This window comes from Duganella sp. CF517 (assembly GCF_900110275.1).
In the GTDB taxonomy this organism is placed as follows: Bacteria; Pseudomonadota; Gammaproteobacteria; order Burkholderiales; family Burkholderiaceae_D; genus Rugamonas.
On the sequence record NZ_FODC01000001.1, the window covers coordinates 1,354,589 to 1,380,569 of the forward strand.

General features: G+C 66.2%; 27 protein-coding genes. 2 read left to right on the forward strand and 25 right to left on the reverse strand.

The window, feature by feature from the left end; all coding sequences use genetic code 11:
- Positions 1-99 precede the first annotated feature (99 nt).
- Positions 100-867 carry a polysaccharide deacetylase family protein gene (locus tag BMX85_RS05915; protein ID WP_229210292.1) on the forward strand — a complete coding sequence of 256 codons (768 nt, stop codon included), beginning with the start codon at positions 100-102 and terminating at the stop codon, positions 865-867.
- Here the strand turns inward: BMX85_RS05915 and BMX85_RS05920 are convergent, their stop codons facing one another.
- From BMX85_RS05920 to BMX85_RS06040, 25 genes are all read right to left on the reverse strand, one after another.
- On the reverse strand, positions 868-1,476 hold the full coding sequence (locus BMX85_RS05920; protein WP_090314698.1) for a 4'-phosphopantetheinyl transferase family protein: 609 nt from the start codon (positions 1,474-1,476) through the stop codon (positions 868-870).
- A 12-nt stretch (positions 1,477-1,488) separates the two neighbouring features.
- On the reverse strand, positions 1,489-1,935 hold the full coding sequence (locus BMX85_RS05925) for an excinuclease ATPase subunit (RefSeq protein WP_090314699.1): 447 nt from the start codon (positions 1,933-1,935) through the stop codon (positions 1,489-1,491).
- Positions 1,936-1,945: 10 nt separating this feature from the next.
- The gene (locus BMX85_RS05930) at positions 1,946-3,178 is read right to left on the reverse strand and encodes a beta-ketoacyl-ACP synthase (protein WP_090314700.1); all 1,233 of its coding nucleotides are present in this window, start codon (positions 3,176-3,178) and stop codon (positions 1,946-1,948) included.
- The gene (locus tag BMX85_RS05935) at positions 3,175-3,912 is read right to left on the reverse strand and encodes a 3-ketoacyl-ACP reductase FabG2 (protein ID WP_090314701.1); all 738 of its coding nucleotides are present in this window, start codon (positions 3,910-3,912) and stop codon (positions 3,175-3,177) included. Before BMX85_RS05935 ends, BMX85_RS05930 begins: the two co-directional genes overlap by 4 nt.
- The gene (locus BMX85_RS05940) at positions 3,909-4,388 is read right to left on the reverse strand and encodes a hotdog family protein (RefSeq protein ID WP_373923322.1); all 480 of its coding nucleotides are present in this window, start codon (positions 4,386-4,388) and stop codon (positions 3,909-3,911) included. Before BMX85_RS05940 ends, BMX85_RS05935 begins: the two co-directional genes overlap by 4 nt.
- Positions 4,388-5,590: a beta-ketoacyl-ACP synthase gene (locus BMX85_RS05945; RefSeq protein WP_090314703.1), complete on the reverse strand. Its 1,203-nt coding sequence runs from the start codon at positions 5,588-5,590 to the stop codon at positions 4,388-4,390. The genes BMX85_RS05940 and BMX85_RS05945 overlap by 1 nt, the downstream gene beginning before the upstream one ends.
- 36 nt (positions 5,591-5,626) lie before the next feature.
- Positions 5,627-6,205, reverse strand: coding sequence for a DUF3261 domain-containing protein (locus tag BMX85_RS05950; protein ID WP_229210294.1), 579 nt, complete (start codon positions 6,203-6,205; stop codon positions 5,627-5,629).
- Positions 6,190-7,437, reverse strand: coding sequence for an NAD(P)/FAD-dependent oxidoreductase (locus BMX85_RS05955; RefSeq protein WP_373923246.1), 1,248 nt, complete (start codon positions 7,435-7,437; stop codon positions 6,190-6,192). Before BMX85_RS05955 ends, BMX85_RS05950 begins: the two co-directional genes overlap by 16 nt.
- Positions 7,430-9,781, reverse strand: coding sequence for an MMPL family transporter (locus BMX85_RS05960; protein ID WP_090314704.1), 2,352 nt, complete (start codon positions 9,779-9,781; stop codon positions 7,430-7,432). Before BMX85_RS05960 ends, BMX85_RS05955 begins: the two co-directional genes overlap by 8 nt.
- Positions 9,778-10,386 carry an outer membrane lipoprotein carrier protein LolA gene (locus BMX85_RS05965; RefSeq protein ID WP_090314705.1) on the reverse strand — a complete coding sequence of 203 codons (609 nt, stop codon included), beginning with the start codon at positions 10,384-10,386 and terminating at the stop codon, positions 9,778-9,780. The genes BMX85_RS05960 and BMX85_RS05965 overlap by 4 nt, the downstream gene beginning before the upstream one ends.
- On the reverse strand, positions 10,383-10,814 hold the full coding sequence (locus BMX85_RS05970; RefSeq protein ID WP_090314706.1) for an acyl-CoA thioesterase: 432 nt from the start codon (positions 10,812-10,814) through the stop codon (positions 10,383-10,385). The genes BMX85_RS05965 and BMX85_RS05970 overlap by 4 nt, the downstream gene beginning before the upstream one ends.
- Entirely contained in the window at positions 10,807-12,372 is a 1,566-nt protein-coding gene (gene hutH / locus BMX85_RS05975; RefSeq protein WP_090314707.1) for an HAL/PAL/TAL family ammonia-lyase, read from the reverse strand. The genes BMX85_RS05970 and hutH overlap by 8 nt, the downstream gene beginning before the upstream one ends.
- Positions 12,359-13,300, reverse strand: a complete 942-nt coding sequence (locus BMX85_RS05980; protein WP_090315270.1) for a lysophospholipid acyltransferase family protein — start codon at positions 13,298-13,300, stop codon at positions 12,359-12,361. Before BMX85_RS05980 ends, hutH begins: the two co-directional genes overlap by 14 nt.
- Positions 13,297-14,055, reverse strand: coding sequence for a glycosyltransferase family 2 protein (locus tag BMX85_RS05985; protein WP_090314708.1), 759 nt, complete (start codon positions 14,053-14,055; stop codon positions 13,297-13,299). The genes BMX85_RS05980 and BMX85_RS05985 overlap by 4 nt, the downstream gene beginning before the upstream one ends.
- Positions 14,045-15,823, reverse strand: a complete 1,779-nt coding sequence (locus tag BMX85_RS05990; protein ID WP_090314709.1) for an ApeI family dehydratase — start codon at positions 15,821-15,823, stop codon at positions 14,045-14,047. The genes BMX85_RS05985 and BMX85_RS05990 overlap by 11 nt, the downstream gene beginning before the upstream one ends.
- Complete coding sequence (locus BMX85_RS05995; protein WP_090314710.1) at positions 15,816-16,361, reverse strand: COG4648 family protein; 546 nt, start codon at positions 16,359-16,361, stop codon at positions 15,816-15,818. The genes BMX85_RS05990 and BMX85_RS05995 overlap by 8 nt, the downstream gene beginning before the upstream one ends.
- 5 nt (positions 16,362-16,366) lie before the next feature.
- On the reverse strand, positions 16,367-16,636 hold the full coding sequence (locus BMX85_RS06000) for an acyl carrier protein (RefSeq protein ID WP_229210295.1): 270 nt from the start codon (positions 16,634-16,636) through the stop codon (positions 16,367-16,369).
- Between the two features lie 11 nt (positions 16,637-16,647).
- The gene (locus BMX85_RS06005; protein ID WP_090314712.1) at positions 16,648-16,902 is read right to left on the reverse strand and encodes a phosphopantetheine-binding protein; all 255 of its coding nucleotides are present in this window, start codon (positions 16,900-16,902) and stop codon (positions 16,648-16,650) included.
- A complete protein-coding gene (locus BMX85_RS06010) occupies positions 16,895-17,680 on the reverse strand; it encodes a lysophospholipid acyltransferase family protein (RefSeq protein ID WP_090314713.1) in 786 nt (261 codons plus the stop codon). The genes BMX85_RS06005 and BMX85_RS06010 overlap by 8 nt, the downstream gene beginning before the upstream one ends.
- Positions 17,673-18,428: a beta-ketoacyl synthase chain length factor gene (locus tag BMX85_RS06015; protein WP_090314714.1), complete on the reverse strand. Its 756-nt coding sequence runs from the start codon at positions 18,426-18,428 to the stop codon at positions 17,673-17,675. Before BMX85_RS06015 ends, BMX85_RS06010 begins: the two co-directional genes overlap by 8 nt.
- Before the next feature lie 290 nt (positions 18,429-18,718).
- Positions 18,719-19,792, reverse strand: a complete 1,074-nt coding sequence (locus tag BMX85_RS06020) for an ABC transporter ATP-binding protein (protein WP_090314715.1) — start codon at positions 19,790-19,792, stop codon at positions 18,719-18,721.
- Positions 19,793-19,857: 65 nt separating this feature from the next.
- Complete coding sequence (locus tag BMX85_RS06025; protein ID WP_090314716.1) at positions 19,858-21,633, reverse strand: ABC transporter permease; 1,776 nt, start codon at positions 21,631-21,633, stop codon at positions 19,858-19,860.
- Between the two features lie 115 nt (positions 21,634-21,748).
- Positions 21,749-22,855 carry an ABC transporter substrate-binding protein gene (locus BMX85_RS06030; protein ID WP_090314717.1) on the reverse strand — a complete coding sequence of 369 codons (1,107 nt, stop codon included), beginning with the start codon at positions 22,853-22,855 and terminating at the stop codon, positions 21,749-21,751.
- A 36-nt stretch (positions 22,856-22,891) separates the two neighbouring features.
- On the reverse strand, positions 22,892-23,869 hold the full coding sequence (locus tag BMX85_RS06035) for a Bug family tripartite tricarboxylate transporter substrate binding protein (RefSeq protein ID WP_090314718.1): 978 nt from the start codon (positions 23,867-23,869) through the stop codon (positions 22,892-22,894).
- Between the two features lie 102 nt (positions 23,870-23,971).
- Positions 23,972-25,039, reverse strand: a complete 1,068-nt coding sequence (locus BMX85_RS06040) for a porin (RefSeq protein WP_090314719.1) — start codon at positions 25,037-25,039, stop codon at positions 23,972-23,974.
- A 227-nt stretch (positions 25,040-25,266) separates the two neighbouring features.
- Between BMX85_RS06040 and BMX85_RS06045 the strand changes: the two genes are divergently transcribed.
- On the forward strand, positions 25,267-25,968 hold the full coding sequence (locus tag BMX85_RS06045; protein ID WP_090314720.1) for a response regulator: 702 nt from the start codon (positions 25,267-25,269) through the stop codon (positions 25,966-25,968).
- Positions 25,969-25,981 lie beyond the last annotated feature (13 nt).

Here is a 25,981-nt window from a genome sequence, read left to right on the forward strand (position 1 = left end):
CTGCTGTTCGCAACGTTGTCATTGCTGCTATTGAGCGCCGCCGCCGCAGGGCAGGACACGTCCGCGGGGCCGCCCTTGTCCGCGCCGGCGCCGGCGCCCGTGCGATTTCTGCTGACCTTCGACGATGGCCCCGCCGCCGCCGACAGCGACAATCCCACCGTGCATATCCTCGAGACGCTGGCCCGCAATCCGCTGCAGGACAACATCAAGGCCGTGTTCTTCACCCAGACCCGCGCCTGGCACGGCGGCGGCACCGATGTCGGCCGCGCGCTGATCAAGCGTGAACACGACGAGGGCCATGTCGTCGCGCTGCATAGCGCCACGCTGTTCCACTCGAACCACCGCTTCATGAGCAAACAGACGCTCGACGAATCGATGCAAACAGGCGTCGACGACCTGACCGGCATCACCGGCGTCGCGCCCAAGCTGGTGCGGCCGCCGTTCTGGGCCTACGACGCCGAGACGCTGGAGTCGTACCGCCAGCACGGCATGCGCATGCTGCTGACCGACCTCAATGCCAACGACGGCAAAATCTACGGCATCAACTTCAGCTGGCACAAACGCTCGAACATGCTCAAGCACCTGGCGGAGACGCGCAAGCGCTGGGCGGCCGGCGCCATGCCGGTGGTCGACGGCAGCACGCCGGTCGTCGTCACCTTCCACGACGTGAACACCTACACCTCGCGCCACATCCAGGAATACCTCGACATCCTGATCGACGTCGCGCGTGAACTCGACGTGCCGCTGGCGGCCAAACCGTTCTACGACGACCACGACGAACTGGAACGCGCCGCGCTGGCCAGCACGGTCAGCAACCCGAACGCCAAGCCGCAGCTGCCAGGGCTGTGGAACTGGCTGTGGCAGTGATCACAGGCTGACGACTTCTATCCTGGGCGCTTCGTCCAACGGCGATTCGCTACAGATCACCACCGACAGCTCGTCATGCGGCATGGCGACGTAATGCCCGCCAGCGCCCTCCCCCAGCTTGAAGCGCGCTTCCTTCTCGCTCCACATCCGGTAAAACCCGTCGACGCGCCGCGCCTCGGGCAATCCCTGCCAGCGCGCCATTTCGCGCGCGTCGAACGTCTGCGCGGCCAGCGCGGCCAGATCCCGCCCGGCGTCGCGCATTTCGATATCCAGCCCGAGCGCGGTGTGCGCGCTCACGGCACAGGCGACCCAGCGGCCGCTGTGCGCGATGCTGAAGCCGGGCATGCCGCCCTTGACGACGGGCGACACCAGCAGCGGCGCCTTGCCGACCTGCTCCTCCAGCTGGATCGCCGCCGCCTCGACGTCGAGCAAGCGGCCCAGCGCCTTGCGCAGCAGCACACGGCCCACCACGAACTGGCGCAGCCGCTGCGCGCGGACAAAGCGCTGATAGCGCGCCAGCTCGCCCGCCGACAGCCAGTCGCGGAACCGCAGCAGATCGGCATCGGCCACCGCGTCCGCGTCCACCATCCACAGCGCCGCCTTACTCATGAAGGCCAGCTATCACTTGGCCAGCTTGACGAAATCGCCCTTCAGCGCGACGCCGGCCATGATGGCGCCATCCGCGCACTCGTATTCGGTCTGGCTGGCGAATTCCTGGTCCTTGAAATTGCTGACGATGTTGACCACCGCGTCCGCGCCGACTTCGGTGGCGCGCTTCTGCAATGCCAGCATGGCCGACAGGAACACCCAGTTACAGGCTTTTTCGGCGGACTTGCCGAAGCCGTTGGTGCGCTGGCTGGTCTTGTCGCTGGTGATCTTGCTCGCCACTTTAGGCGTCTGCTGGTCGGCGAAATAGAACTTCACCGAGTCGCCCAGGCGCTGCTGCGCGTCGTTGGCGGCCATGGCGCCGGCGATAGGGAATTTCACCATTTTGTCTTCCGCCGAGGCGGAGAACGAGGCGGTCAGCGAAACAGCCAGCAAGGCTGCGGTAACGATGGTTTTTTTCATTGTCGTCTTCCTATTTAACGTACCGTTTAAAAATCAGGGATGTATTGATGCCGCCAAAGGCGAAGTTATTCGACATCACGTAGTGGCAATGCAGCGCGCGGCCTTCGCCGGCGATGTAGTCGAGCCGCGCGCACTCGCCGTCCACTTGTTCAAGGTTGATGGTGGGCGCGAACCAGCCCTCGCGCATCATCTCGATGCTGATCCACGCTTCGAGTGCGCCGCACGCGCCCAGCGTGTGGCCCATATAGCTTTTCAGGGAGCTGATCGGGGTTTTATCGCCGAACACTGCAAGCGTCGCCTGCGATTCGGCGATGTCGCCCTGCTGCGTGCCGGTGCCGTGGGCGTTGATGTAGCCGATGTCCGACGGCTGCAACCCGGCGTCGGCCAGCGCCAGCTGCATCGCCTTTTGCATCGTGGCCGCATTCGGCTGCGTGACGTGGCAGCCGTCGCTGTTGGTGCCGAAGCCCACCAGTTCGGCGTGGACCGCCGCCCCGCGCGCCAGCGCATGGTCCATATCCTCGAGTATCAGGCAGCCGGCGCCCTCGCCGATCACCAGGCCGTCGCGCCCGGCGTCGAAAGGACGCGGTGTGGTGTGGCCGGCGTCGTTGCGGGTGCTGGTCGCGAACAGCGTGTCGAACACCGCCGCCTCGGTCGCGCACAGCTCCTCGGCGCCGCCGGCCACCATCGCCAGCTGCTTGCCGGCGCGGATAGCCTCGTAGGCGTAGCCGATGCCCTGGCTGCCGGAGGTGCAGGCGCTCGACGTGGTGATCACGCGCCCGGTGATGCCGAAGAAGACGCCGATGTTGACCGGCGCCGTGTGCGACATCATCTTGATGTAGGTGGTGGCGTTGATGCCCTTGGTGGTGCGCTCCTCCATCATGCGCCCGAAGTCGCCGATGGCGCTCGGCGTGCCGGCCGAGGAGCCGAACGACACCCCCAGGTCGCCGCCCTTGAGCAGCGGATGATCCAGCAAGCCGGCGTCGGCCAGCGCCAGCTCGGTGGCGCGCGTGGCCATCAGCGCCACGCGGCCCATGCTGCGGATGGCCTTGCGGTTATAGCGTTCGGTCAGTTCGAACGGCGCGGCCGGCGCGCCCAGGCGCGTGTTCAAGCCCTCGTAGTCGGACCAGTCGTCCATGTGCACGACGGCGTTGCGGAATTCGCCCAGGCGCTGGCGAATGGCGGTCCAGTCGTTGCCGATCGGGCTGATGCCGGCCATGCCGGTGACGGCGACGCGGCGGCTCATGCCAGCCCGCCGTTGACGGAGATGACCTGGCGCGTGATGTACCCGGCCTCCTCGCCGATCAGGAAGCTGACGGCGGCCGCCACCTCCTCCGGCTTGCCGACGCGGCGCGCCGGTATCATCTTGAGCGCCTCGTCCAGCGGCACGTCGCCGATCATATCGGTCTCGATCAGGCCCGGCGCGACGCAGTTGACGGTGATGGCGCGCTTGGCCAGTTCCAGCGCCAGCGCCTTGGTGGCGCCGATGATGCCCGCCTTGGCCGCGCTGTAATTGACCTGGCCGCGATTGCCGATCAGGCCCGACACCGACGCCAGGGTGACGATGCGGCCCGGTTTGCGCCGCTGCACCAGCGGCATCACCAGCGGATTGAGGACGTTGTAGAAACCGTCCAGGTTCGTTTGCAGCACGATGTCCCAGTCCTCGCCGGACATGGCCGGAAAGGCGTTGTCGCGCGCGACGCCGGCGTTGCACACCACGCCGTAGTAGCAGCCGTGTTGTTCGATGTCCGCCTCCAGCGCGGCGGCGGTGGCGGCGCGGTCGCCGATGTCGAACTGCAGCACGCGCGCGGCGCGGCCCATTGCTTCGATCTCCCGCGCCACCGCGTCGGCTTCGGCGCGCTGGCTGCGGCAATGCAGCACCACGTCGTAACCGTCGCGCGCCAGGCGCAGCGCGATCGCCTTGCCGATGCCACGGGAAGATCCCGTCACCAGCACGCTCATGGACTTGTTCTGATTCATGCTACGTTTCCATCTTTGAGAAATTGATTGACATTGTCGGGCTGGAAAACCGTTACCGTCGCCGTGGCCAGGCTGGCGGCATCGGCATCGGCCGACACGATCCGGCAATCGAAGGCGCCCAGGCCATTTTCCGCCTGCAGCACGCGGTGCACATGCACCAGCAGCACGCTGCCGGGCGCGAAATGCGGCACGCTGGTCTCGTACTTGCGCGAGCCAAGCAGGAATCCCACCTTGACGGCGTCGCCGCGTTGGCGCGTCAGCCAGCCCGCGTGCGCGGCGATCGCCTGCGCCATGTATTCGATGCCGACCCACGCGCCCACGCCCTGTTCGGTCGCCAGCAAGCTGCCGGCATGGATGCGCACCTCCGCGCACAAATTGTCCGCGTCGGCGCAGACCACGCGGTCGAGCAGCACCATGTGGCCGGAGTGCGGCACCAGCGTTTCGACATCGGGCATCGGGTCGGGCATTACTGCCATCATGCCGTCCTCCCCAGCACCAGCGCCGCGTTGGAGCCGCCGAAAGCGAATGAGCTGCTCAGCACATGGCGCAAAGGCCGGCCCAGCGCCGCGCCGGGCGGCACCAGGTTGAGCGCCGGCAGCGCGGGATCGGCGGCGCCGTCCCACAGATGCGGCGGCAGCCTGCCCTGCGGATTATCGTCCTGCATCGCCAGCCAGCACAGCGCCGCCTCCACCGCCGCCGCCGCGCCCAGCGTGTGGCCGGTGAACGGCTTGGTCGAACTGACCGGCGTTTCAAGGCCGAACAGGTCTTCAATCACGCGCGACTCCATCGCGTCATTTTGCGGCGTGGCGGTGCCGTGCATGTTGACGTAGTCGATCTGCGCGGCGTCAAGGCCGGCGCGTTGCAGCGCCTGCGTCATCGCCAGCCGCGCGCCCACGCCGGCCGGATCCGGCGCCGACATGTGGTGGCCGTCCGACGATTCGCCCCACCCGAGCAAGGCCACCGCGCCCGCCGTCCCGGCGTCGCCCGCATCGGCGCTCATCAGGAACAGCGCGCCGGCTTCGCCGATATTGATGCCGTGGCGATTGGCGCTCATCGGGTTGCACCGCTCGTCGCTGACCGATTCCAATGAAGCGAAACCGGCCACCGTGAAGGTGCACAGCGAATCGACGCCGCCGGTCAGCACGGCGTCGCATAGTCCCATCTTGATCAGGCGCGCCGCGCTGGCCATCGCCTTGGCGCTCGACGAACAGGCGCTCGAATGCACGTAGGCGGGCCCCGACAGGCCCAATTCGTGCGCCAGCATGACTGCGGGCGATCCCATTTCCTGCGGATCGTAGACGAATTGCGGTGGCAGGACGCCGTCCGCGCAGTAGTGGCGGATGGCCTGTTCGGTCTCGCCGATGCCGGAGGTGCTGGTGCCGATCACCACGCCGACGCGGTCGGCGCCGTAACGCGCCACCGCCGCCTCGACGGCCGGCCGGATCTGCGCCAGCGCGGCCAGCGCCAGCGCGTTGTTGCGGCTGCGCTGGCGCGCGGGCAAATGGTCGACCGGCGGCAGCGCCGCGAGCACGCAGCCCAGCGGCAGCTGGCGGCCGGGCGACCATTCGCCGGTCATCGCCACGCCGCTCTCGCCCGCGTACAGGCGCGCCTTGACCTGCGCATGGCTATCGCCCAGCGCGCAGATGATACCGCAAGCGTTCAGATAAAAATTCAACATGCCACCGCCTCGGTCAATCGCGTTCGTTCAGTGAGTTCATTGGCCTTCCTGCGCGAACTGTATCGTAAGCTTATAGTGATAACGCAGATTCTCCAATACCACCGTGCCGCTCCAGCGCGGGCTGCCACTGTAGACAATCCGCATGATAGGCTCGTTTTCCAGGTACAAGGTGCGCGTCGCGCCCTGCTCGGCGATGCGCCAGCCCGCCGGCAACCCGGTGGCGATCGATTCGGCCGGCCACAAGGTCAGTTGCATATCCTCCAGCACGTCCTCCGGGCGCACCTGCGAGGGCAGCATCACGTGACGCCAGGAGGTCAGTTCCTTGCCGTCGTAGCGCATGGTGAGCACGCGCTGGCCGAACGCCAGGCCGACCACGTCGATCGCGTCCGGTTCGACTTGCAAGGCGACGTCCAGATCGTCGGTGCGGCCGGCCCGCTCCACCTTCAAATGCTGTTGCACGCTGATCGACGCGCCCAGCGCCGCGGGCGGCAGCTTCAGGCCCAGACGCGCCTGCGGCGGCGGCGTCGTGGCGCAGCCGGCCAACATCGCCAGCGCCGCAAGCGACACCACGCCCACGCCCTGGCGGACCCGCTGCCACATCACGCCGGCGTGCATAGGGCCTCCAGGGCGGCGAGCCTGCGCGGCGTCTCCTTGACGTAGGGATTGCTCAAGTCCCAGGCGTAACCGGCCAGGATGGCGGAGATCATGCGCTTGATCTCGGGCTGCTGGTTTTCATGGAAGATGATCTTCTGGAAGCCGCCGGCGTACCAGGACTCGACGAACACGCGGAACGTGTCCACGCCCTTGCGCAGCGGCGCGCCGAAGTCGGCCTGCCAGTCGACCGTCTCGCCGGCGAACTGGCGTTGCAGCGCGGCGGCGGCCAGGCTGGCGGACTTGAAGGCGATGGTCACGCCCGACGAGAACACCGGATCGAGGAACTCGCCGGCGTTGCCCAGCAGCGCGTAGCCCGGTCCCCACAGTTTTTCCACGTTGGCCGAATAGCCGACGATCTGGCGCGCCGGCGTGTCCCACTTGGCGTCGGCCAGCAAGGCGCTCAGCGACGGCTCCTCCGCCAGGATCGCTTGCAGGCGCTCGGTCGGCGTGCCTTCGTAGCGGTCCAGGAAGCTGGTCTCCGCCACCACGCCCTGCGAACAGCGGCCGCCGGCGAACGGAATGGTCCAGAACCAGACGTCGTCGTGCTTCGGATGCACGGTGACGCGGATCTTGTTGCGGTCGAAGCCCCCGCGTATGCCGTCTTCGACGTGCGTGAAGATGGCGCCGCGCACCGGGAAGTTGGACGGCGTCTCCAGCTTCAGGAGGCGCGGCAGGATGCGGCCAAAGCCGCTGGCGTCCAGTATGAAGCCGGCGCGCACCTGATACTGTTCGCCGTGTGGATTCCTGACGGTGACCAGCGCCGGCGCGCCATCGACACCCAGCTCGATGTTCAGCACTTCGTGGCGGTGGCGCACTTCGGCGCCGAAGCGCGCGGCCTCCTTCGCCAGGATGTGGTCGAAGTGGGCGCGCTGCACCTGGTAGGTGGTGCCCCAGCCTTCGGAGTGCTTGTCGCGGAAGTCGAAGTCGGTGTAGCGGCCGTCGCGCATGAAGGCGGCGCCGTTCTTGAACTGGAAGCCCGCCTCCACCACCGCCCGCAGCATGCCGGCCTGTTCGAGGTAGGCCATACTTTGCGGCAGCAGGCTTTCGCCGATCGAGAAGCGCGGAAATTCCTCTCTTTCGATCACCAGCACCTGGCGCCCCTGCTGGCGCAGCAGCGCGGCGGCGACGGAGCCGGCCGGGCCGGCGCCGACGATCAGAATTTCGACGGTTTCGATGGTCAGTGCGTCAGTCATGCTTGCCTTCTTTGATGGTGCCAAAACAGGGAACGATCAGCCAGGCCAGCGCGATCCCCAGCAGCATGGTCAGGCCGAAGGCCTGCAGCGCCGGGGTTTTGCTCAAGCCCAGTAGGCCGAACGACAAAAACGTGCTCGATGCCGACATCCCCACCGCCATCCAGGCCGCGTTGCCCCGATTGTCGGGCCGCTCCTGCATGAAGATGCCGTAGTCGACGCCCACGCCCAGCAACAGCAACAGCGCCAGCACATGGAACAGCTGCAGATTCTGCGACGCGAAACCCAGGATCGCCAGGGTGGCGACGCTGGCCAGCGCGGTCGGCGCCAGCACCCGCCAGGTGCGGCCGCGGTAGCGCGGGAACAGCAGCGCGAACACCAGCGCGTAGGCGCCCAGCACCACCCAGCTCATATTCTCGCGGTAGCGGCCCAGCACCGAGGAAATCTCGGCCACCTTGTCGACCCACTGCACGCCGTGCAAGCCGTCGGCCGCGCGCATGACATCCGGCACCGCCGCCCTGCCCAGCCCGCGCAGCGCGACGATGCTGGCGTGGACGCCGCCGGTATCGCCCAGCCACAGGTGGCGCGACGGCTCGCTGGCCGGCGACTTGAGGAAATCCTCCGGCGTCAGCGGCGTCCCCGCCGCCAGCAGTCCGGCGCGGGTCGCGGCGATCCATTGCGCGTCCTCGCCCGTCTGTTCGGCCAGTCCTTGCAGCGGGCCGTCGTCGCCCAGCAGCTTCTGTTCGATCAGCGCGCGGCGCGCGGCCTGCGTACGCGCCGAAGGTACCCAGTTCGACACGGCCTGATAGCCGGTGATGCCGCCGCCGGCGATCAGTTTATCCAGCCTGGCCTTGAGCGCTTCCTCGCGTTGCAACACCTCTTCGGCGGAGGCGCCGCGCACCAGGAAGTACTGCACCGGCGTCGGCGCGTCCGTCAGCTTGCTCAACTTGATCTGGTCGTCGATCAGATGCTTGGGCGGATTTTGCAGCAGGCGGATATCGTCGTTGGCGCCAAGGCGGCTGACGCCGTAGCCGGCCGCCAGCACGAAAATCACCGCCGCCGCCAGGGTGGCGCGGTTCAGCCGCAGCAAGGGCCAGCGCCGCAGCGCGTCGCCGTACACCCGCACCAGCGCGCCCGACTTGAGCGCGCGGGCGCCGATCAGCGCGGGGAACCAGCACACCACCGTCAGCCAGGCGAAGACCAGGCCGAGCGCCGAGAACACCGCCATCTGGCGCAGGCCGGGGAACGGCGTCAACGCCAATCCCATGTAGCCGATCACCGCAGCCAGCAAGGTCAGTCCAAGTCCCGGCAGCAGGCGTTTGAGCAAGGCCGGGGAATCGAGTTTTTCGTCGGCCGACAGGCGGTTGGACAGGAAGTAGATGCCGTAATCCTGCGCCACGCCTATCAGGCTGGCGCCGAACACCAACGTCATCAAGTGAATCTGGCCGAACACCAGCCAGCACACGGACAAGGCGCCGAGGAAGCCGATACCGATCGACAGCATGATCAGCGAAATCGGCTTGAAGGAATGGAAGGCGAACCACATCAGGAGGATGATGCCGAGCAGCGAGCCGATGCCGATGGTCGACACCTCGCCGCTGGCCTGGGCGCTGGCTTCGGCCGCGTGCAGGATCACGCCCGCCTGGATCAACTCCGCCTGCGGGGCGGCCTTGCGGGCGGCGTCGGCGGCCTGCTTGAGCAGCGGCAGCACGGTTTCCTGGGCCGTCATCGACAGCGCGGGCACCTTGAGCGTCAACGGCAGCAGCACATACTGGCGCCGGGCGTCGGCGACAAACAGATGGCCGTCGCGCGGACGCACCGGCGTCTCCTGCGCGCGCTCCTGCACCCAGCCGGCGAACAGGCCGAACGGGTCCTGCTGCCAGGAGCCCAGCTTCGGTCCGCCGAAGGGGCTATACAATTTGCCCAGCGCCGCCTCGAGCCAGAATTGCGACGGCTGCGCGCGCAACTGCGCCTCCTGCTGCGCCGTCAGCAAGGTCAGGCTGTGGCGCTGGAACAGCGACAACCAGTCGCCCTGCGTCTTTTCGCTGATCTGGATCGCATCGAACAAGTCCTTGCGTGGCGCCAGCACCGCGCCGTAGGCGTCGGCCGCGCGCTTGGCGTCTTCCCAGTCGGCGGCACCAACCAGCACGATGATCCTCTGCTGCGCGGCATCGACCATGTGCGAGAACGACTGCTGCAGCACCGGATCGCGCTCCTGCACCGGCAGCAGCGCCATGATGTCGGTGTTGGGCACGATGCGCTGGACCAGCCACAGATAGGCGTTGTGGCCCAGCAGCAGGCACACCACCACCGCCCAGAGCAGCGCGAGTTGTCTGGTGCGCGTCAAAACAGCGCCGCCTCTTCCTTCGTCATCGCCGTCTCGCCGGTCTGGATGGCGGAGAAGACGATGCTGGTCTTGTCGCCGCCCGCCTCGCTCATGACGATGTTCCTGACGTAGGCGCCGCCATCGAGCTTGATGGTGCCGATGGCTTTTTCCAGCGCCGCCTGGCGCGCCTTGAGCGCGACGTTCCAGCTGGTGGCGTCGACCGTGCCGTCGACTTCGAACAGCGATTCGAGCTGCCCAAGGTCGCCCGACAGCAGCGAGAACAGCACGTTGTTGATCATGCGGACCGTCGGCTCGGTCTTGGCGTCCAGCCGCATGGCGACGCGGTCGCCCTGGTAGTTGACGATTTCGTCGCGCGTCAGCCGCAGGGTGCTCGGGAACGGCTGCAAGGTGCGCCACAACACGCCCTTGCCGGCGACGACGCAGAAGCGGCCGTTGGAGGCGAGCGGTTTTTTCATGCCGGCCAGTTGCTTGGTCTGGTCGAAGCGGCCGCACATGATGGGCGGCTTGGCCAGCAAGGCCTGGATCTTGGCGACCGGCGCGGCGGCATGCGCGGGATTGAACAGCGCCAGCGCGGCCGCCAGCAAAACGGATTTTACTTTATTCATACAGGCTCGATTCCCAGTTTTTCGAACAGCACCGGCGGCGACACGAAGCACATCTCCTTGGTGGCGATATCGACGGCGACCATGGTGGTGGTAGCGCGGTTGAGGCGCTTGCCGGTTTCCGCGTCGGTGATCAGATAGTCGATCTTCAAACGGTTTTCCCATTCGACGATATCGGCGCGCAGCTTGAGCTTCTGGCCGAAGGTGGCCGAGCCGACGTAGCGCAGCTGCATGTCGACCACCGGCCACGCATAGCCGGAGGCCTTCATCTGCGGATAGTTGTAGTCTATCTTGTCCAGCAAAGCGCAGCGCACGACTTCCAGGTACTTGACGTAGCGGCCGTGCCAGACGATTTCCATCGGGTCCAGGTCGAAGAACTGCACCTGCATCTCGACTTCCGCGAACCAGCGGCTTTCCCGGGCCTTACGCATACAGATCCCATGCCTTGGCGCGGATGCGGTCCAGCAGCAGGCGCAGGTCCGGTTCCAGGCGGCGGTCTTCCTCGACCGCCCTGATATCGGCGGCCAGCGCCTCCTGCATCGCCGCCAGCGTGGCGTGCGGCCGCAGCTCAGGGCTGGCCTGGCAGCGCAGCCAAACGCCCTGGCGCACGGTGATCAGCAGCGCGGCGACCACCTGCTCCGTCAACTCCAGCACGCGCAGGCAGTCGCGCGCGGCGATGGTGCCCATGCTGACCTTGTCCTGGTTGTGGCATTCGGTCGAGCGCGAGAACACCGACGCCGGCATGGTCAGCTTGAGCGCTTCGGCGGTCCACGCGGAGGCGCTGATCTGCAGCGCCTTGAGACCGTGGTTGATCGCCGCGCGCGGGCCGGTGGCGCCGGTCAGGTTGGCCGGCAGGCCATGGTTGTAGCGGCTGTCGACCAGCAGCGCCATCTGGCGGTCCAGCAGGTCGGCCAGGTTGGCGACGGCGTTCTTCATGCCGTCCATGGCGAAGGCGATATGGCCGCCGTAGAAATGGCCGCCATGCAGCACCCGCTCGTTCTCGGCGTCGATCAGCGGATTGTCGTTGGCGCTATTGAGTTCATTTTCGATCGAAGCGCGGAAGAACGGCAGCGCGTCGGCCAGCACGCCGATCACGTGCGGCGCGCAGCGGATCGAGTAGCGGTCCTGCAGGCGCTTGCCGTTGCGCTCCCACTGGTCGGTCGGCAGGTCGGTGCGCAGCCAGGCCGCCACCTGCTGCATGCCGCCGTGCGGCTTGACCGAGAACAGCACCTCGTCGAAGTGGTGGGCGTTGCCGTCCATCGCGAACGACGCCATCGCGGTGATGCGTGTGGTCAGCTTGACCAGGTAGTCGGCGCGATCGTAAGCCATGCAGGCCAGCGCGGTCATGACGGCGGTGCCGTTCATGATCGCCAGCCCCTCCTTCGGACGCAGTTTCAGCGGGGTGATGCCCGCTTCGCGCAGCGCCTGCGCGGCCGGCACTTGCACGCCGTCGCGCCACACTTCGCGCTCGCCGCACAGCACCGCCGCCAGGTACGAAAGCGGCGTCAGGTCGCCGCTGGCGCCGACCGAGCCTTCGGACGGGATCAGCGGCAGCAGGCCGGCGTCGAGCAGGCGGGTGATCTGCAACAGCAGCTCGACGCTGACGCCGGAATAGCCTTTGCTCAGCGACGCCAGGCGCGAGGCCAGGATCGCGCGCGTCTGCTGCGGCGTGAAATACTCGCCCAGGCCGACGCCGTGATAGGTATACAGATGGTGCGGCAGCTCGGCCACCAATTCCGGCGGCACGGTGACGGTGCAGGAGTCGCCGTAGCCGGTGGTGACGCCGTAGATGGTGCCGTCCTCGCGCAGCAGGCGCTCGAGGAAATCGGCGCCGCGCGCGATCGCGGCGCGGAACGCGGGATCGTCGGACAACGCGGCGGCGGCACGTCCTTGCGCGATATCGACGATGTCTTCGATCGTCAGGCGCTGACGATCGAAGCACACGGTGCGCGCGGCGGTATTCAGTCGGACTGTGTCAGCGGGGTACATCGGAACGCTCCAATTCGGGTAAATGCCAAAAATCGTAAAAATTAAACCATTCCAGCGGCGCCTGCACGCAGTGGTGCTCCAGCCGCTTGGCGTAGTCGCCGGCCAGCGCCGCCAGCGCGGCGTCGCGCTCCTTGCGCGGGATGCGCACGGTCTCGCGGAAGCGTTCGAAATACACGTCCGACCGCGCCCCCCGGCGCATCGAGAACAGCAGGTATACCGGGCATTGCAAAATACTGGCCAGCACATAGGGGCCGACCGGGAAGGCGGCAGGCGCGCCAAGGAAATCCGCCACCGCCACGCGCGGGTTGTGCGAGACCGGGACGCGGTCGCCGGCGATGACGACGAATTCGCCGCGCGCCACGCGCTCCGACAACAGCATCGCGGTAGCCGGCGACATTTCCGTCACCTGCATCAGATTGAGCTGGCTGGCGGGATTGAGGGTGCCGAGCATCTCGTTGAAGGCCTGCGCATGCTTGGTGTGCACCAGCACCGTGAGCTTGATGTCGTGGCGCTGGCGCGACAGCACCCGGCACAACTCCAGGTTGCCCAGGTGGGCGCAGATCATCAGCCCGCCGCGCCCTTGCGCGACGGCGTCGGTGATCAATTCACCGCCGTGCAGCGCGACGCTGTCGACGTCGAACAAGCCGCCCCACAACAGCATCTTGTCCAGGATGCTCTCGCCGAAGGCGGCGAAGTGGCGCATCACGCCGGACTGCGCGCGGCCGGTAAACCGCTCCATGCGCCGCAGGTAATCGCGCGAGGCGCCGCGCGGCAAGGGCTTGGTCAGGACGTACCACGCCAGCACCGGATACAGCACCAGGCGGAACGGCCAACGGCCGAAGACACGGCAGATCCAGAACAGGAAACGCATGCCGGCGACAAAACTGATTTCGTTGATCGCGGCCCAGTGCAGACTGCGCGCGCTCACGGTGTCCGCCACTTCCGCGCCAGCAGCCTGGGGATGCGCGGCAGCATGCCGAAGAACAGCATCGTGTGCATCCACGTGATCAGCACATTGTCGCGCCACACGCGGAAGTGCGACACGCCGTCCGCCGGATAGGATACGCGGGTGGGCAGATTGACCACTTGCAGCCCGTCCCAGAACAGCCGCACCAGGATGTCGGTGTCGAAGTTCATGCGCACGCCGATGGCGTGGCGCGACGCCAGCGCGTTGACCGGGGCCACCGGGTAGACGCGGAAGCCGCACATCGAATCCTTGATGTCGAACGACAGCGTATTGATCCAGACCCAGATGTGGGTGGCGTAGCGGCCATACAGGCGCGCCTTCGGCACCGATTCGTCGTAGACCGGATGGCCGGCGATGATGGCGTCCGGGTGGGCGCGCGCCTGCGCCAGGAACTTGGGCACGTCGCCGGTGCGGTGCTGGCCGTCGGCGTCGATTTGCAGCACGTGGCTCCAGCCCAGTTCCGCCGCGCGGCGAAATCCGCTGAGCACCGCCGCGCCCTTGCCTTGGTTTGTCGCCAGCCGCACCAGCGTCACCCGACCCGGGTTGGCCAGCGCCAGCGCGTCCAGCACGGCGGCGCATTCCGCGCTGCTGCCGTCGTCGACCAGCATGCACGGCGCGTCGTGGCGCAGCAAGCCGGCCAGCACCGCGCCGATGGCGTGTTCGTGGTTATAGACCGGGACGACGATGCCGGGCCTGAAGGCGGGTTTAGCGGTCATCACCGCTCCCCGCCAGCAGCACGATGCGGCCGCTGGAATGCTGTCCGGCGTCGGACGCGTAGCGGAACTGCAGGTTGCCCTTGGCCGCGTCGTGCAGCAGTTCCAGGCGAACCGGCTGCGCCGGCTGTATCACCTGCTGGAACTTGAGCGCGTTGATTCCTTTGAAGATGGCCGGCAAAGTGAAGTACTGGCGGCCGTAATGGATCGCCCAGTCGACCTGCACCACGCCCGGCAAGATTGGCGCGACGTCGAAGTGGCCGTCGAAATAATACAGGTTCGACGGCGCAGTCACCTCCAGCACCACGCGCTCGCCGGTGCGTTCCAGCTCGCGCACGCGCGGCAGGCGCGGACGATGGTCGGCGCCCGCGCCGGTCCCGCCCGCACCCGCGTCGTCCTTGTCCAGCAGCGCCAGCAAGGCCGCCATGGTGGTCTTGCCTTGCGCGTTGACAGGCATCTGATCCAGATAGCGCCAGCGGCGCGGCAAGGCCACCAGTTCCACCGTCGCCGTGAGCGCGCCGCGCAAGCGGGCGTTCAGGGCGGTCTTGCCGCCCGCCAGCAGCGCGCGGCCGGCGGCGGTGGGCACGACGAAGGCGGCGACCCGCTGGCGTTCGCCGGCGACCGGATCGCACAGGATGACGCGCGCCTCGGCGGCCAGGCCGGTGCCGGTGATCGCCGCCTCCATCGCGCTGAGCGAGATGCGCTTCTCCTCGATCTTGACGATGCGGTCGCTGCGCCCGCGCAGCAGGAAGCGCTGTTCGCCGTCGCGGGTGGCCCGTTCGGCGCGGTCGGCCAGGGCCAGCCACTCGCCGTCGGGCAGGTGGGGCGAGCGCACTTCCAAACCGTCGTCCTCGCCGAGGCGCCATGCCACCGTCGGAAACGGCAGCCACGAATCGTCGGCGCCGACGCTGCGCTGGCGCCAGGCCACGCCGCCGGTCTCTGAACTGCCGTAGACTTCCACCGGCACCTTGCCCAGCAGGCCGCCCATCGCGAACGCGGTTTCCGGCGCCAGCGGGCCGCCGGACGAGAAGACGCCGCGTAGCATGTCCTTGGCGCCGTTCCAGTCCAGGTGGTCCGGCAGGCGTTTCAAATGCGCCGGACTGGCGATCAGCACGCACGGTCCGGCCGCCAGCGCCGGCGCGAGCGCCTCCGGGAAGGCGAGGCTGAGGGCGTGGATCGCGCGGCCCGACGTCAGGGGCCACAGAACCTTGAACAGCAGGCCGTAGATGTGTTGATGCGACACCGTCGCCAGTATCGCGGCATCGCCCGCCGCCGCGCCGAACAGCAGATCGAGCGTTTCGACCTCGTTCGCCATCTGCGACAGTTTTTTCGGGATCGCCTGCGCGACGCCGGTGCTGCCGGAGGTGAACACCACCAATGCGGGGAAATCCGGATCGAGGGCGCCGCCCATGCCGGCGCCGTCGCCCGACGATGGCGATGGACGCAACGGCTCCAACTCCGATGGGAACTCGCCGAGGAAGCCATCGACCGAGGCGCGCAGCGAGGCGCACGTGGCCTCCAGCGTATCGGCGCTCAGCCAGATGGTTTTACCGGCGTGCCAGGCGCCCAGCAGTGCCGCGCCGAATTCGATGCTGTCTTCCAGATAGAGCGCGTAGTCGCGTCCGGGCAGGCCGCGCAGCAGCGCGTGCCAGTCGCGCGCGCGCGCCAGGAACCGGCCGTTGGTGACGCCCTCGCCCGCCCTCCAGCCGACGATGCCTGTGGCCGGCCGCTCGCCCATCGCGGCCATCAAATGCTCGATACGGTCAGACATGGTGCAGCCGCTTGAAACGCATCCGCACCAGATACTCGGCGCCGAACAGGATCGCCATCAGGGCGTACGAGATGATACCCGTGTACAGCGACCACACGGCCTCGGAGGCCCACAGCGCGGTCGCCAGCGCGATCAAGCCGTTGATCACGAAAAACACGCACCACACCTGCGTGACCGAGCGCATATACGCCTGGGCCGGCGGCGGAAAATCCTCGCCGCGCAGCCGCGCCATGCGCTCGACGGCCGACATCGGCGTCGTCAGGCTCCAGGCGAAGCCCGCCAGCAGCGCGGCGCTCACCAGCACCGGGTAAAGCTTCAACGGCAGCAGCAGGTTGCTCCAGATCGCGCAGCCGACCAGCACCAGGCCGCCCGCGACGGACCAACGCGCGACGCCGCTCAATTTGAGCGCGGGCAGGCGCGTGGCCACCGCCAGCAGCAGCAGGCCGGCCAGCCAGCGCGGCTCCACTTGTCCATGTCCCAGCCAGATCGCCAACGGATACAGCAGCGTCATCGCCGCCGTCAATACAGTCATCGGCATCGCGATTAAGCCGCCTGCTCCGTCATGCCGGCCAGCGCATCGACCACGTCGCCGATGGTGCGGATGGTCTTGAACACCTCCGGCTGCAAACGCTTGCCGGTCAGTTGCTTGAGTTTGACGGCCAGGTCGACCGCGTCGATGCTGTCGATATCGAGATCGGCGTACAGGTTCGAATCGGCGGTCAGTCCCGCTTTATCGAGTTCGAACATGTCGGCCAACAGATCGATCACCCACGCTTGCAGTTGGTCCCTGCTCATGTCATTCAAAGCTATCATGTCCTGCTCCCTTATTTCTTTCTATGGGTCTCGATCATCGCCGCCAGCGCCTGTACCGACGCGAAATGGCGGCGCGTGTCCTCCGAATCGGCGGACAGCGAGATGCCGTACTTCTTCTGCAACGCGACGCCCAGTTCCAGCGCGTCGATCGAATCGAGTCCGAGGCCTTCGACAAACAACGGTGCGGCGCTGTCGATATCGTCCGGCGTGATATCTTCCAGCTGCAGCACTTCGATGATCAGTTCTTTCACTTCCAGTTCAAGCATGACGTTGGTACTTCCCGGTAAAATAGTCTTGTAAAAATTCCGTCAACTGGCGCGCCGCCATCACTTCGCTGGCGCCGTTGCCAGTAAACGTCTCGATCGCCAGGTCATCCTGGACGTCTATCCGTATCAACACCCGCCGCGGCGGCACGCGCCACCACTTCTCGCCCTTGCCCAGCGTGAGCGGCTCGCAGCGGATCAGCACCGGCGTCATGGCGCGCGCCCCGCGCACCGCGATATTGGCCGCGCCGCGCTTCATGCTGATGACGCCATCGGCCGGCGTGCGCGTCCCCTCGGGGAACACGATCAGGTTGTTACCGCGCCGCAGGGAGGCGATGCAATCGTCCACCAGCGCCGCGCCGCCCTCGTTGTTAATGTAACCGGCCGCCCGCACCGGCCCGCGCGTGAACGGGTTGTTCCACAACGCGCCCTTGACGATGCAATCGGCGTTCTTCACGAAGGCCATCAGGAACACGGTGTCGATCAAGGTTGGATGGTTCGCCAGTATCAGCAGACCGCCCCGTTCCAGTTTTTCCAGGCCGCGCACCTCGTAACGCAGCACGCCCAGCGCTCGCATCATGTCCACATAGGTGCGGAACGCCAGCCGTATCAACCCGCGCGCCGCCGCCACGCGCCGTTCCTTGCGCCGCACCACCAGGTTCAACACCGGGAACAGCACCACGCGCATCAGCAGCCCGCCAACGCCAAACACCGTAAAACTCAACCCTGTGGCCAGCACCCGCCAGTACAGCGACAGCCGGGCCAGCGCCGCATCAAGCATCGCGGCTCCACCGCCAGCGCATGCGGCCGTCGCAGCGCTCCATCATGCCCGCCCCGCCCAGATGAAACGCCGCCACCGCCAGGCCGCCCGGCATGCCGGACGACGGCGCCTCGTCGCTGGCGTTCCAGCGCAGGGAGATCGCGTCGCCATCGTCGTCGGCGGCGGTCATCAGCCACGCCCACGCGTGCGGCTGTTCCTCGCACTGCTGGAACGGCAAAAACAATTCGGGCAGCTGGCAATCGGACGCCACCAGCAGCACCATCCGCGCGCCGTCGGCCAGCAGGCCGCACGCCTCGATCACCGCGTGCTCGATCGTCGCCGCGCCGGCGGCCAGCGCGATGTGGTTGGCGCGGTCGCTGCGCGCGATGGTCAGCAGGCCGGCCGTCGCGTTGTGCACCGACATGCTGAACGCCGTCGGCGACAATGCCTCGCCGCGCGCCAGATCGCTCAGTAGTTCGAGCGCGCGCGACACTTCGCCGTGGCGCGAACAGAAAACCGTGGGGATGCCGCCACTCCCGTCGCCGTCGGCCCGCCCGGCGAGGCAGCGATAGGCCACTTCCAGCGCCATCTTCCCCAAAAACCCCGCCCGCCGCCGCAGCATCGCGGGCATCGCCTTGACCCCGGGTTCCTCGCCGGCCACGATGCGGTGCGGCGCGCGCGCCCACTGCGCCCACGCCTCCGGCGTGGTCAGGCCGGGTGCCCACGCGGCGTGACTGACGATTGAAAAGGTGACGCCATGAGTGCGCATGTTAACAAATAATCCAGAGTTCTGAGGTAGAGGAAGGTACGAACTCGCGCTCACATGCAGCGGAAATGCCAGGCCGACGTACTTTTAAAATTATAAACGACAGCCGCCGACAATCCGCCCAGAAAATAGCTCCAAAGCAACCATTTTGTTGATTGCGCTCTAGTTTTGTGCAACTTGCAGATCAGTTTCTCACCAAATGTCACACTTGTTTGTCCCGGGGCAAAAAAAAAAGACGGGTCGCATCGCTGCGATCCCGTCCTTTTGTCGACCGGATCACTCCGGTTGGCGTCTTAGAACACCCACAACTTGTCGACAGGCAATTGCAACCAGTAGTTACCCGCTTCCAGCTTGTATTTGGAATAGGCGCGCAGACCGAACTCGCCTCCGCCCGCCGGGCTCTTGAACAGGCATTCGAAGCGGTCGCCCAGATACATGCAGGTCAGCAGCGGCAACTCGATGGCGTTTTCCACCGGCGTCGGACTGATCTTCACCTCCTCGACGCGGATGATGGTCGACGGTTCGCCGCCGCCGGCGCCGCGCGCGGTGCCGGTCAGCGCGGTGCCGTTGACGTCCAGCCGCACCCGGGCGCCGTCGCGCTGCACGACCTTGGCCGGCAGGCGGTTGTTACTGCCCATGAACTCCGCCGTGAACAGCGTCTCCGGCGTCTCGTACATGCTTTGCGGCGTGCCTTGCTGTTCGATCTTGCCGTTGTTGAGCAGCAGGATGCGGTCCGAGATCGCCATCGCCTCGGCCTGGTCGTGGGTCACCATCAGCGCCGACAGGCCCAGTCGCACGATCAACTCGCGCAGGAAGGCGCGCGCCTCCTCGCGCAGCTTGGCGTCCAGGTTCGACAGCGGTTCGTCGAGCAGGATCACCGGCGGGTTGTAGACCAGCGCGCGGGCGATCGCCACGCGCTGCTGCTGGCCGCCGGACAGCTGGTGCGGATAGCGCTCGGCCAGATGGCCCAGGCCCAGGTTTTTCAGCACGTCGGCGACTTTGTCCTTGATGTCGGCGGCGCCCATCTTGCGCAGCTTGAGGCCATAGGCGACGTTGTCGAACACCGTCTTGTGCGGCCACAGCGCATACGACTGGAACACCAGTCCCAGGTTGCGGTGCTCGGCCGGCATCTCGAAGTTCTTCGAGCCGTCGTAGACATTGCGCTCGCCGATGGAGATGGTGCCCTGCTTGGCGCTTTCCAGGCCGGCCACCGCGCGCAGCAAGGTGGTCTTGCCGCTGCCCGAAGGCCCGAGCAGCGCCACCACTTCGCCCTTCTGAAGGTGCATCGACACCCCCTTCAGGATTTGATTGGCATGGGCGCCGGTGCCGTAGTCCAGGTGCAGGTCGTTGACGGTTAATTCGTTCATGGTGGTGTCTCGTTTCATATTGTTTGACGCAGTGTTTGGCGCGTTGTTTGGATCGATGGCGTAGCTTAGTTGTGCAACTTGACCCCGAAGCGCAAGGCGATGCCCAGGCCGATGGCCACCAGCGAGATGTTGATGAACGATAGCGCCGCCACCAGATCGGTGGAGCCGCTCGCCCATAGCGACACGATCATCGCCCCGATCACCTCCGTGCCGGGCGTGAGCAGGTACACGCCGGTCGAGTATTCGCGCTCGAAGATCAGGAACACCATCAGCCACGCGCCCAGCAAACCGTATTTGACCAGCGGCAGCGTGACGTCGCGCGTGACCTGGCCGCGCCGGGCGCCGACCGCGCGCGCCGCCTCCTCCAGCTCCGGCCCCACCTGCAGCAGCGCGGTCGAGATCAGGCGCATGCCGTAGGCCAGCCACACCACCGAATACGCCAGCCACAGGGCGAAGATGGTCGAGCGCACGGACCGCAGCAGCGGGATCGCGTGCTCGCTGAGCCACAGCGCCACGCCGTTGTCCATGCCCTTCAACATGCCATCGAGCCAGCTTGGCACGAACAGGAACACCCACAGGAACGACAGGCCGGCCAGCAGGCCGGGCACGGCGCGCGGCACCAGCACGCTGTAGTCGAGGAAGCGGGTGATGGCATCGGGCTTGCGGTGCATCGCCAGCGCGATGGCGCTGTAGCAGATCACCGCCAGCGCGCCGCCGATCACGCCGATCAGCACCGTGTTGACGATGCCGCGCACCAGCGCCGGCTGCTCGAGGATCTCGCGGAAGTGCTGCAACGTCAGCACGTCGGCCAGCTTGACGCCCTCGCCCCAGTACTGGACGAAGGAGCGCAGCACGATGCCCGACAGCGGCATGATGATGGTGAACATCAGCCAGGCGAAGATCAGCGCGAAGGCCAGCCACTTCCAGCTACCCAGCGGCATCGGCTTCGAGCGCGCGCCCTTGCCCTTGATCGAGACGAACTTGTTGGCCGATTTGAGCAGGTGGCGCTGCACCATCACCAGCGGCATCGTCACCATCACCAGGCAGACGGCGACGGCGGCCATCAGGTGGTAGGACGGCGTGCCCATTTTGTTGGTCAGCTTATAGAGATAGGTGGCCAGCACCATGTGGCCCTCGGGGTCGCCCAGCACCAGCACCAGGCCGAACACCTCGAAGCCGAGGAAGAACACCAGCACGCCGGCATACGCCAGCGCCGGCGTGATCATCGGCAGCGAGACGTTGAACATCACCTGCAGCGGCGAGGCGCCGGCCACGCGCGCGGCCTCCTCCACGTCCGAGCCCAGGCTCTTGAGCGCGGACGAGGCGTACAGGTACACGTGCGGCACGTGCGTCAGGCCGGCGATCACGACGATGCTGGTGAACGAATAGATATTCCACGGGACCATGCCGAGGATGTCCTTGGCCCACAGCGAATAGAAGCCGACGGGCCCCATCGAGACGACGTAACCGAAGCCCATCACCATCGGCGAGACGAAGATCGGCACCAGCAGCAGCGGCGCGATGAAGCCCTTGGCCGGCAGGTCGGTGCGGATCATCAGGAACGCCAGCATGCCGCCCAGCGGCACGGCGATGGCGGCCAGGCCGACGGCCAGGATGAAGGCGTTTTTGAACGCCGTCGTGAAATCGGGGTCGTCGAAGATGAAGCGGTAGGCGTCGAGGCCCAGCTCCTTGACCGGCATGAAGAACGGCGCGCTCAAAAAGCTTTGATAGAAGATCAGGAACAGCGGCAGGAAGATGGCGATGGAGGCGAGTACCACCACCACGCCGCGCGGCCAGTTCAGGCTGCGCCGGCCGGAGCCGGGGAGTGTCATAGTTTGCATAGGAATTCCGTTATTCAGACGCGTGCGGGCACCCAGCCGCGCGTCGGTGCGGCGGTGGGTGGACCTGGGGTGACGCTTACAGGTGACGCTTGCTCCAAAAGCTTGCGTTCAGCGCTTACTTCTTGCCGGCCGATTCTTTCCACTGTTTGAGGAAGGCCATGCGCTTGGCCGGTCCGAGGAACTGCAGCACCATCGGATGCACCGGCACCGGCTTGACGTTGTCCTTGCCGATCTGCTTGATCAGGTCCGCCGAGGTGGTCTCGCCGGTGACGTCGGCGCGGATCGCGAACAGTTTGGAGTCGTTTGCGACGATGGTCTGGCCGCGATGGGACAGCATGTAATCGAGCCACAGCTTGGCGGCGTTCGGATTCTTGGCGGCCTTGTTGATGAACAGGACGCGCGACATCACCAGCGTGTAATCCTTCGGCAGCACCACGCCGAGCGAAGGATCGGTCTTGGCGCGCACCAGCGCGTAGGAGCCCACGACGTTGTAGCCGATCAGGTTCTCGCCCGAGGAAATCCGTTCCATCATGGTGCCGGTCGACGACTGCACGCGCACCTTGGCGGCGCCGAAGGCGTTGAGCATGTCGAGGAACTTGGGATTCTCGCGCGCGTCCTGCGTCATGAACATGAAGCCGACGCCCGATTTTTCGATGTCGTAGGTGGTGACCTTGTCCTTGAACTTCGGCGTCTGAATCAGCTTGGCGAAGTCGGCGTGCGTCTGCGGCACTTCCTTGGCGTCCACCAGGCGCTTGTTGTAGACGATGGCGGCCGGCTCGAACGTGGTGCCGTAGGCCTGGTCGTCCCACATCGCCCATGCCGGCAGCTTCGGCGCCTCGACCGATTTGTACTTCATCGCGTAGCCGTCCGAGGCCAGGCGCATTTGCAGGTCCATCGCCGACGACCACACCGCGTCGGCGGTGGCGCCGCCGGCGGCCACCTCGGAGATGAAGCGGTTGTATACCTCGGTCGAATTCATGTCGTTGTATTCGACGGTGATACCGGGGAACTGGGCGCTGAAATCCTTGATCAGCGGCTGCGTGGCCTTGCTGTCGGTGGCGCCGTAGACCACCAGCTTGCCCTCTTTCTTGGCGCCGTCGATGATCTTCTGGTAGTCGGCCGGATAGCCGGCGGGCACTTGCGCGAAGGCGGCGTTGGAGGTTGCGAACAGCGCGAACGAGAGGGACGCGCATGCGGCGGCCACTGAGGTCTTTAACATCATTTTTTAGTCTCCAATTGTTTTAATAATTTTTTGTGATCAGCGCACCAGACCGAGTTCGGCGGCGTGCCTGCCGTAATCGTCTACGGCCTTTGTTACATAAGCTTTCAATGCGTCGCCGGTCAGCGCAAACGGATACAACCCGGCCGCCGCGCGCGTCTGCGCGAACTTCGGATCGGCCAGCACGCGGTCGAAGGCCGACACCCACTGCCGGTACACCGCATCGGGCACCTGGGGGCCCATCCACAAACCGCGGATCACCGGCCACACCACGTCCACGCCCTGCTCGCGCGCGGTCGGCACGTTGGCCAGCACGCCGGGTAGGCGCTTCTCCGACAGCACCGCCAGCACCCGGGTGTTGCCGTCGGCCGCGTACAGCGTCGCTTCGCTGGCGTCGCCCGACACCACCTGCACATAATCGGCATGCATCGCCGTGAAGGCCTCGCCGCCGCCCTCCAGCGCCACGAAGCGCAGCACCTTCGGGTCTAGCCCGGCGGTCTTGAACACCATCGCCATCTTCAGCCAATCCTGGCTGCCGATGGTGCCGGAGACGCCGATCAGCACCTTCTGCGGATTCCTCTTCAACGCCGCCAGCAGATCGGCCAGCGTCTTGTAAGGCGAATCGGCGCGCACCGCGATCATGCCGTAATCCGTTCCCAGCGCCGCCACCCAGCGCACATCGTTGGCGCTGGCCTTGCCGAACTTGCCCTGCGCCAGATTGAGCAGCGAGCCGCCCGAAAACACCACCAGCGTGTTCGGCTCCGCGCGGCGCCGCTGCGACACCAGCGAATGCCAGGCCACCGCGCCGATTCCGCCCGGCAGATAGGTGATGCGCATGTCCGACGGCGGCGGCTTGGGCGCCTCGCGCAAGCCCAGCAGGCCCTTTTGCGCCAGCTTGCAGGTAAGGTCCATCGCGCCACCCGGTTTGGACGGCACGATGCACTCCACGCTTGCCGCCCGCGCCACCGCGCATAATAAAAACAGCGCGGCGATCAAAGCCTGCAAAACTTTAGTCATCTTGTATGGTTATCTTAGAGCGGTGAAGCTTTCAAAGCGCTTTCAGGCCGCGTCGACTTGCAGATAAATATCGACACGGCCCGGTCTTCGTTGCGAAGCGGCTTAGAAGCGGTGCTGCATGCCGACGGTGATACCGCGCTGGCTGTTGGCGAAGCCGGCGTCGTCGCGCGACAGGCCGGTGAGCTGGCCGTGTTTGGCCTTGGCGTAGGCGCCCGAAATATGCACGTCGGTGCGCTTGGACAGCGCGTAGCGGTAGCGCAGCACGTACATGGTCGGATCGGCGTCGGTATTGGCGGCGACGTTCTTGACGTCGACGTGGTAGACCGCGCCGGTGATGGTGGTCACCTCGTTCGGCTTGTAGGCCACGCCGCCCCAGGTGGTGGTGGCTTCGACGTCGGCGGTCGCGGCGCGGCCGGCGGTCAGGTTGTAGTCGCGCAGCACGGCCCAGAATTTCAGCGGACCCGTTTCGTAGTTGGCGCCGACGTGCCACACGGTGTTTTCATCGCGGTTGCCGGTGGCGGCCACGGTGTTGCCGTTGTTGCGCTCATAGGTGGCCATCACGTTGGCCGGGCCGAACTTGTAGGCGACGGTCGCGCCCATCTTGGCGCTGTCGGCCACGCCGCTGGTCTGTTCGCCGGCGGCGTAGTTGGCGCCGAAGCGGAAGTTACCGAAGGTGCCGGCGTACTTGATCAGGTTATCGTAGCCGGTGGTGAAGCCGTATTTGCTTGGGCCGGTGGCCGGACCCGAGGTCGCCCACGAATAGTATGGCGCAAAGCCCATCGGATCGTAGCCGATCACCGTGTCGTAGACACTGGTGAACGAGCGGCCGACGACCACGCGGCCGAAGGCGCCTTCCAGGCCCACGTAGGCCTGGCGGCGGAACAGCGCGCCGTCCTGGGCGCCGGTGTCCATCAGGATCCCGCCCTCCAGATTGAAGACGGCCTTGAGACCACCGCCCAGGTCCTCGGTACCCCGGATGCCCCAGCGCGAGGTGTTCATGCCACCCGAAATCACGCGGGTATTGCTACCGCCGGTGGCGCTGGAGTTATTGGCGTTTTCGACGCCGACGTCCAGCAAGCCATAGACTTGCACATTCGATTGGGCTTGCGCGGCGCCGCCGGCGGCTGCCGCCAATGCCAGGATGGCAAGGCTGAATGGGGATTTTTTCATTGTGTCTCCAGTGGTTATAGTTATTCGTGATGCCTGATATTTGCTATCAGGGTGCCACTATAGAAGTCGCATCCTTTCAATTACCTTTCACTTACCTTTCACCGCATCAGGAAGGGTAGTTCCTGTCGTCCTCGCGCCACAAAGCCGATAGGCCTTCCCTTTTCACGCGGGGGCGACGATGATTCTGGCCTTACACTGAACCCATTTTTACGCCATGGCAAGAATTTATGCGCATACTGTTAGTTGAAGACCACACCGAGCTGTCGCACTGGCTGGCCAAAGCGCTGCGCGACGCCCATCTGACGGTCGAATGCGCGGACAACGGCGCCGACGCCGACGCCCTGCTGCACACGCAGGATTACGCGCTGCTGATCCTGGACCTGACGTTGCCGCGCATGGACGGCCTGGAGGTGCTCAAGCGCCTGCGCGCGCGCGCCGCGCCGCGCGGCCAGACGCCGGTGCTGATCCTCACCGCGCGCGGCGGCCTCGATGAACGGGTGCGGGGCCTGAACCTGGGCGCCGACGACTACCTCGCCAAGCCGTTCGAACTGGCGGAGCTGGAGGCGCGCGTCAAGGCGCTGCTGCGCCGCAGCGTCGGCAACGAGGCGCTGGTGCATCACTGCGGCGCGCTCAGTTTCGACACCGTCACGCGCATGTTCACCTACGCCGGCAACGCGCTGGCGCTGACGCCGCGCGAACACGCGGTGCTCGAAACGCTGATCACGCGCGCCGGCCGCGCCGTCTCGAAGGAAAAGCTGTTCGACGAGGTATTCGCGCTGGCCGACGACGCCAACATCGACGCCATCGAGCTGTATATCCACCGCGTGCGCAAAAAGCTCGACATCGCCGCGCCGGACGCCGCCATCATCACCACCTTGCGCGGCATCGGCTACCTGCTGCAACCGCGTCCGGCGCTGGCCGCCGACTGACGCGCGGAGCCAC

Coding starts and splice junctions, on each gene's coding strand:
- BMX85_RS06035 (WP_090314718.1), bottom strand. CDS start 23,869: ATGACTAAAGTTTTGCAGGCTTTGATCGCCGCGCTGTTTTTATTATGC.
- BMX85_RS06005 (WP_090314712.1), bottom strand. CDS start 16,902: ATGCTTGAACTGGAAGTGAAAGAACTGATCATCGAAGTGCTGCAGCTG.
- BMX85_RS05995 (WP_090314710.1), bottom strand. CDS start 16,361: ATGCCGATGACTGTATTGACGGCGGCGATGACGCTGCTGTATCCGTTG.
- BMX85_RS05930 (WP_090314700.1), bottom strand. CDS start 3,178: ATGAGCCGCCGCGTCGCCGTCACCGGCATGGCCGGCATCAGCCCGATC.
- BMX85_RS06030 (WP_090314717.1), bottom strand. CDS start 22,855: ATGATGTTAAAGACCTCAGTGGCCGCCGCATGCGCGTCCCTCTCGTTC.
- BMX85_RS05990 (WP_090314709.1), bottom strand. CDS start 15,823: ATGTCTGACCGTATCGAGCATTTGATGGCCGCGATGGGCGAGCGGCCG.
- BMX85_RS05955 (WP_373923246.1), bottom strand. CDS start 7,437: ATGACTGACGCACTGACCATCGAAACCGTCGAAATTCTGATCGTCGGC.
- BMX85_RS05950 (WP_229210294.1), bottom strand. CDS start 6,205: ATGCACGCCGGCGTGATGTGGCAGCGGGTCCGCCAGGGCGTGGGCGTG.
- BMX85_RS06020 (WP_090314715.1), bottom strand. CDS start 19,792: ATGAACGAATTAACCGTCAACGACCTGCACCTGGACTACGGCACCGGC.
- BMX85_RS06010 (WP_090314713.1), bottom strand. CDS start 17,680: ATGCTTGATGCGGCGCTGGCCCGGCTGTCGCTGTACTGGCGGGTGCTG.
- BMX85_RS05925 (WP_090314699.1), bottom strand. CDS start 1,935: ATGAAAAAAACCATCGTTACCGCAGCCTTGCTGGCTGTTTCGCTGACC.
- BMX85_RS06040 (WP_090314719.1), bottom strand. CDS start 25,039: ATGAAAAAATCCCCATTCAGCCTTGCCATCCTGGCATTGGCGGCAGCC.
- hutH (WP_090314707.1), bottom strand. CDS start 12,372: ATGTACCCCGCTGACACAGTCCGACTGAATACCGCCGCGCGCACCGTG.
- BMX85_RS06025 (WP_090314716.1), bottom strand. CDS start 21,633: ATGCAAACTATGACACTCCCCGGCTCCGGCCGGCGCAGCCTGAACTGG.
- BMX85_RS06015 (WP_090314714.1), bottom strand. CDS start 18,428: ATGCGCACTCATGGCGTCACCTTTTCAATCGTCAGTCACGCCGCGTGG.
- BMX85_RS05940 (WP_373923322.1), bottom strand. CDS start 4,388: ATGGCAGTAATGCCCGACCCGATGCCCGATGTCGAAACGCTGGTGCCG.
- BMX85_RS05920 (WP_090314698.1), bottom strand. CDS start 1,476: ATGAGTAAGGCGGCGCTGTGGATGGTGGACGCGGACGCGGTGGCCGAT.
- BMX85_RS05965 (WP_090314705.1), bottom strand. CDS start 10,386: ATGAATAAAGTAAAATCCGTTTTGCTGGCGGCCGCGCTGGCGCTGTTC.
- BMX85_RS05970 (WP_090314706.1), bottom strand. CDS start 10,814: ATGCGTAAGGCCCGGGAAAGCCGCTGGTTCGCGGAAGTCGAGATGCAG.
- BMX85_RS05985 (WP_090314708.1), bottom strand. CDS start 14,055: ATGACCGCTAAACCCGCCTTCAGGCCCGGCATCGTCGTCCCGGTCTAT.
- BMX85_RS05935 (WP_090314701.1), bottom strand. CDS start 3,912: ATGAATCAGAACAAGTCCATGAGCGTGCTGGTGACGGGATCTTCCCGT.
- BMX85_RS06000 (WP_229210295.1), bottom strand. CDS start 16,636: ATGATAGCTTTGAATGACATGAGCAGGGACCAACTGCAAGCGTGGGTG.
- BMX85_RS05945 (WP_090314703.1), bottom strand. CDS start 5,590: ATGTTGAATTTTTATCTGAACGCTTGCGGTATCATCTGCGCGCTGGGC.
- BMX85_RS06045 (WP_090314720.1), top strand. CDS start 25,267: ATGCGCATACTGTTAGTTGAAGACCACACCGAGCTGTCGCACTGGCTG.